Genomic DNA, 891 nt, shown 5'->3' with positions numbered 1-891 from the left:
ATGACGATGCGACCCACTCCCCCGGGACGTCGAGAGAGTCCAGCGTCTACAAGGTGCGTCGCGGCAGCGGTGACATCACGAGCGAGGACGCCCTGACCCCCGAGGAGACCCTGGCCGCGGTCCAGGCCGGCCGGCGCATCGCCGACGAAGAAGTCGACGGCGGCGCGGATCTGCTGATCCCCGGCGATATGGGAATTGGGAATACCACCGTCGCAACGACATTGATCGCCGCGCTGACCGGTGCCGAGCCCGCCGAGGTGGTGGGTCCCGGGACCGGCATCGATGATGCCGGCTGGGCGCGTAAGACCGCCGCGGTACGCGACGCCCTCTTCCGGTCCCGGTCGCAGCACGCCGATCCAATGGGACTACTGCGCTGCTGCGGTGGCGCCGACTTCGCGGCGCTGGCGGGTTTCTGCGCCCAGGCCGCAGTGCGGCGCACCCCGGTGCTGCTCGACGGCCTGGCGTCGACGGCCGCGGCCCTGGTCGCCGACCGGCTGGCACCCGGGGCCCGGGCCTGGTGGCAGGCCGGTCATCGCTCGCCTGAGCCGGCGCACGCGCTGGCCTGCGCCGCGCTGGGCCTGGAGCCCATCCTCGACCTTCAGATGCGGTTGGGCGAAGGCACCGGCGCCGCGGTTGCCCTACCGGTGCTGCGCGCCGCGGTCGCGGCGTTGTCGTCGATGTCGACGTTCACCGAGGCGGGGGTGTCGGGGCCGGCCGACGGGACGCCCGGATGATCCGTTCGCTGGCCGCCGCGGTGGGGTTCGGAACGGTCGTGCGGTTGCCGGGGGCTGGCGCCCACGCGCCGGGTCGCGGGGCGCTGACGGCGCTGCCGGTGATCGGCGCCGCCCTCGGCGCGCTGGCCGCGGCCGTGGTGTGGGCCGGCGGGTATGC

The 891-nt window shown here is 74.5% G+C and carries 1 protein-coding gene and 1 pseudogene; both read left to right on the top strand.

The features are described 5' to 3' along the window. The coding region (locus BN4346_RS47140) for a nicotinate-nucleotide--dimethylbenzimidazole phosphoribosyltransferase (protein ID WP_154677709.1) at positions 1-734 on the top strand (734 nt) is incomplete at its 5' end. Continuing rightward, positions 731-891: pseudogene (locus tag BN4346_RS49420) on the top strand (adenosylcobinamide-GDP ribazoletransferase); the annotation flags it as partial. The gene BN4346_RS47140 and the pseudogene BN4346_RS49420, both read left to right, overlap by 4 nt.

Origin of the sequence: Mycolicibacter icosiumassiliensis (genome assembly GCF_900078685.2) — a bacterium.
GTDB lineage: Bacteria > Actinomycetota > Actinomycetes > Mycobacteriales > Mycobacteriaceae > Mycobacterium > Mycobacterium icosiumassiliensis.
This window is presented reverse-complemented; position numbering and strand designations above follow the sequence as displayed.